This is a genomic window from Sphingobium bisphenolivorans, assembly GCF_000412635.1.
Classification (GTDB): domain Bacteria; phylum Pseudomonadota; class Alphaproteobacteria; order Sphingomonadales; family Sphingomonadaceae; genus Sphingobium; species Sphingobium bisphenolivorans.
This window is the reverse complement of sequence record NZ_ASTG01000022.1, coordinates 1-3,574: the sequence shown is the minus strand read 5'-3', so window position 1 is coordinate 3,574 and position 3,574 is coordinate 1. Positions and strand designations below refer to the sequence as shown.

Below are 3,574 nucleotides of genomic sequence, written 5' to 3'. Positions count from 1 at the left end.
CCCGGCGCGAGGCCCGAAGGGCCGAGCGCGCCGAAAATGCCCACAGGTCGCTCAGCTTCGACGAGCAGCTTGCCCGCGTCGCCGCCGGCGAAGTTGGGATTACCAGCGCCTTCGTGCGCCACCATCTCCAACCGTTGATCACCGCCTAATAATTCACGCCTGATGCCGGGCAGCGTCCGGGCACCGCGCATAGCTTCGATTCCTATGCCGAGCAGATCGACGTAATCGACATCATTTCCCTCATCGTCGGACCAGCTCATATCGGCCTCGTTCTCGCTGATCGCGAACTGGCACTTGATGTGGGTGAAGGTGCGGAATCGTTCGGGGCAGCTTCTGGGTTGGACGGAGATAGAAAAGAAAGAGAAGGAGGGGAGGGGGCGTCACCCGATCTGCGATCGGGCCGGGCTCTATTGCGCTAGGCTCCCACGGCCGCTGCGCGGCCGCGCTCACCAAGCTCCACGGAACCTCGTCCTTCGGCCGAGTTTCCGCCCCTTGCGGGGTCACGATCCCTGACGTGGCCGGCTTCGCCGCCTGACAAGACGTCCCTGGCGGGCCAGCCTCATTTGCCAGACCGGACGGTTCGAGGACGAACCGCCCGGTATCTGCCTCGCACCAGGTCGTTCATCGCACCCTGCGCCACCCCCGCCAGTGTCCCGGCGTTGCAGACCCCCCCACCGGGGTCGGCGGCAAAGGGGAATCGGCCGCAAGCGGCCGATATTTTTGTTTGTCTGGAAGCCGCCTCAACAGAAATACCGGGCCGCAAGCGGCCCTACGGTTTCCACCGCTGCGCGGCGGAGCCTCCGTCATTTCTGTTGACCCCGGCGGAGGTGCCTGCGCCTTGGGCCACAGGCGAAGGTGGCTCCGGGTGCGATGAACGACGAAGCCCCCGCTTGTGCTCGGCAGATCAGGATGGAGTTGCCCTGACGGGCAACAATTTTTTCGTGGGCCGCTGCGCGGCCGTTGCAGGCTCAGGTTCACCAGGCACGATGAAATCTGTCAAGAAAACAATGTGTTATGCGTAGTTTGAGGTCTTTGATATAAGGGAATCACCGGACGGGGACGGTCCCCGGAAGGCTCAACCACCCGGCGCGGGAACGCCGGAACGAAATGGAGTTAAGACTATGAACCTCGGTAATCTCAAGCTGAACGCCAACGGCTTTTTCGTCGGCAAGATCGCCACCGTCTCGGTCGCCATGACCATCTGCCTGCGCCCTTGGGAAGCGCGCAAGGAGAACAGCCCCCGCTTTGAAATCCTCGGCCTCACGCCCGCCCGCACCTGGGTTCGCGTCGGGTTCCTGTTCGAGCAGTCCATGAAGGACACCGGCGAGGCTTTCTTGCAGGGTTCGATTGACGACCCGTCGATGAGCAAGCCTCTCTATATCGCTTGCTTCCGCGAGGATGACGGCAGCTACAATGTGGCGTGGAGCCGCCCGCGCCGCGCGCGCAACGATCTGGCCCCGATCGGTGACGCAGCCGATGGCCCCGCCGATGAAGGCGATGGCCTTGGCGAAAGCACCGCCCCGGCTGGTGACCTTGGCTTGCCCCCGGTCGAGCCGTCGAGCCGTCGCGGCCGCCGCGCCGAACAGGCGCAGGAACAGCAGCAGGAGGAAACCGCCAGCGCATAAGAGAAGGTTGGGCCGGGGCGCGGGAACGCTCCGGCCCGATCCGCGCCAGCCAGACGAAATGGAGTTTCAACCATGACCAACACGAACAAGGGGCGGGTTAGCAGGTTCGCCGACTTTGCGGAAGCCTATGCCGCCATGACCAGCGCGCAGGACTTTCCTGCCAGCTTCACCGAAACGATTGCCGAATCCCGGCTTTCCATCATCGACGACCCCACCCGCGACCCGATGCCCGATGCGGAACTGGCGCGCGGATGCGTCGAGGATTTGACCGCGCAAATCTTCCGCTTGCTTGCCGGAACCCGCATGGAATCTTTCGGCCAGCCCATCGCTTGGGGTATCGTCAACAGCTTGCATTATGTCGCCAAGCGCATCAAGCGGCAGGAAGACGACGCCGCCGCCGAACTTGGCGAAATGGTCCGCGTGTTCGACCCGTCCGAGGTATATCAATCCCGCATGGAAGAACTGCAACAGCGTTGCCAGTCGCTTGCCGAAGCCCGCGCCGCCGTGGAAACCATGTGCAACCACGCTGCCAACGTCTATTTTGTCGAAACCGGCAAGCCGTTCAATACCATCAAGGGCAGTCGCACCGGAACCGGCCTTACCGCTTCGCAGATCGAGGGTTTCGACTATCTGAAAGCCCGCGAAGCCGAGCACAACGCGAAGCACTATCCCGCGCGTCCTGCCGTTCTCGTTTCCGGCGGCGGCGACTGGGAAGATGCAGACATGATCTTTCGTCGGCTGGACATGGTGCGCGCGCGCATCCCGCACATGATCTTGTTCACCGGCAAACGCTTCAAGGGCGCCGAGCAGATCAGCACATGCTGGGCGCATGAACGGGGCGTTCCGATTGTCGGCTTTTCCCTCAACAAGCGCGGCAGCAACGACTACCGCGCAGCCTATCGGCGCAATGAGGTATGGAACCGGCTGGACGAAATCGTCGAAGCCATGATTTTCCAGCAATCCAAGGTGCAGGAAGATCTTGCCCGCCTGTTGCGCGCCAGAAACGTGCCGCTGCACATCTTTCGCCTTGCCGAACAGAACAACGGCACCGGCCCGACCGACCTTGCCGCGCTGCGCGCAGAGGAACAGCGCCGCGCACTGGCTTGACCCGGAAAGCCCGCGCGCACCAGCGCCGGGCCTTCCCCCCCCCCATCACTCACATAAAGCGCGCCGCCGACCAGCGCCATGCGCCGCCACGCGCGCCGCGAAGGAACCCGAACCATGTATGAACTCACTCCCGAAACCGCCGAAACGCTTAAGGAGCTTCTAGGCGACGAATGCCCCCTATTGATCGAGCAGCGCGCAGGCGAAGGCTGGACAGATAGCGACTGGCTCGCCGTCTATCGCGATCAGGGATTCGACATTTGAACTATGGGCGCGCCGCCGCGCGCGCCCGTTCCACCAAGGAGCAGCCGCCATGATCGACTTTAGCCGTCTAGGCCGCGAAACCCCCGAAGAACGCGCCGCGCGTGATGCCGAACGCCGACAGACCGAGATTGACGCCGACGCAAAGCGCCGCGCCGAATGCGTCGATTCGACCATGGCTGCGCGCCTTGCCGAAGATGTCGAATTGCGCTCGACACCGAGCGGCGATACCGTCGCGACCTTGCGTTGCATCGCGCTCAATGGCGAAGCCTTCACCGCGATCTATTGGCTTCCGCCGCACCGGGCCGACGCCGCCGACCGTATCGCCGCCACGCTTCGCGCGGGGCTTGGCGTCCGCCTTGCCGGTTACTGGAAAAGCCGCAAATGGACCGACCGCGACGGCAACCCCCGGCAGGTCCGCGAATTACAGGCGCAGTATGTCGCGCCCTATCGCGAACCGACCAAGTGAGCAGTCACCAGCGCCGCCCAGGGGCGGCGCTGGACTATCGCGCCATGCCGGAAACGTCGCGCCCAGGTGCAGGGGTTGCGGATAATTTTGCGGCCCGCTTTGCGGGCCGCGTTGG

At 63.8% G+C, this 3,574-nt stretch carries 5 protein-coding genes; 4 read left to right on the top strand and 1 reads right to left on the bottom strand.

Annotated features, from left to right (window positions below; translation table 11 throughout):
• On the bottom strand, window positions 1–260 hold a 260-nt coding region (locus L858_RS22040; RefSeq protein ID WP_028056204.1), incomplete at its 3' end, for a hypothetical protein.
• 861 nt (window positions 261–1,121) lie between these two features.
• On the opposite strand from L858_RS22040, the gene L858_RS0115580 reads away from it, so the two are divergent.
• The 4 genes from L858_RS0115580 to L858_RS0115565 all read left to right on the top strand — a co-directional run bounded on the left by L858_RS0115580 (window position 1,122) and on the right by L858_RS0115565 (window position 3,459).
• Complete coding sequence (locus L858_RS0115580; protein ID WP_022684082.1) at window positions 1,122–1,625, top strand: DUF736 domain-containing protein; 504 nt, start codon at window positions 1,122–1,124, stop codon at window positions 1,623–1,625.
• Between the two features lie 72 nt (window positions 1,626–1,697).
• On the top strand, window positions 1,698–2,732 hold the full coding sequence (locus L858_RS20340; protein ID WP_022684081.1) for a DUF2493 domain-containing protein: 1,035 nt from the start codon (window positions 1,698–1,700) through the stop codon (window positions 2,730–2,732).
• A 114-nt stretch (window positions 2,733–2,846) separates the two neighbouring features.
• On the top strand, window positions 2,847–2,993 hold the full coding sequence (locus tag L858_RS22035; protein ID WP_022684080.1) for a hypothetical protein: 147 nt from the start codon (window positions 2,847–2,849) through the stop codon (window positions 2,991–2,993).
• 49 nt (window positions 2,994–3,042) lie between these two features.
• Window positions 3,043–3,459, top strand: a complete 417-nt coding sequence (locus L858_RS0115565) for a single-stranded DNA-binding protein (protein WP_022684079.1) — start codon at window positions 3,043–3,045, stop codon at window positions 3,457–3,459.
• The last annotated feature ends 115 nt before the right edge of the window (window positions 3,460–3,574 follow it).

Bases quoted from the DNA above. Each gene is read 5' to 3' on its own strand.
- L858_RS0115580 (WP_022684082.1), top strand. From the start codon at position 1,122: ATGAACCTCGGTAATCTCAAGCTGAACGCCAACGGCTTTTTCGTCGGC.
- L858_RS20340 (WP_022684081.1), top strand. From the start codon at position 1,698: ATGACCAACACGAACAAGGGGCGGGTTAGCAGGTTCGCCGACTTTGCG.
- L858_RS22035 (WP_022684080.1), top strand. From the start codon at position 2,847: ATGTATGAACTCACTCCCGAAACCGCCGAAACGCTTAAGGAGCTTCTA.
- L858_RS0115565 (WP_022684079.1), top strand. From the start codon at position 3,043: ATGATCGACTTTAGCCGTCTAGGCCGCGAAACCCCCGAAGAACGCGCC.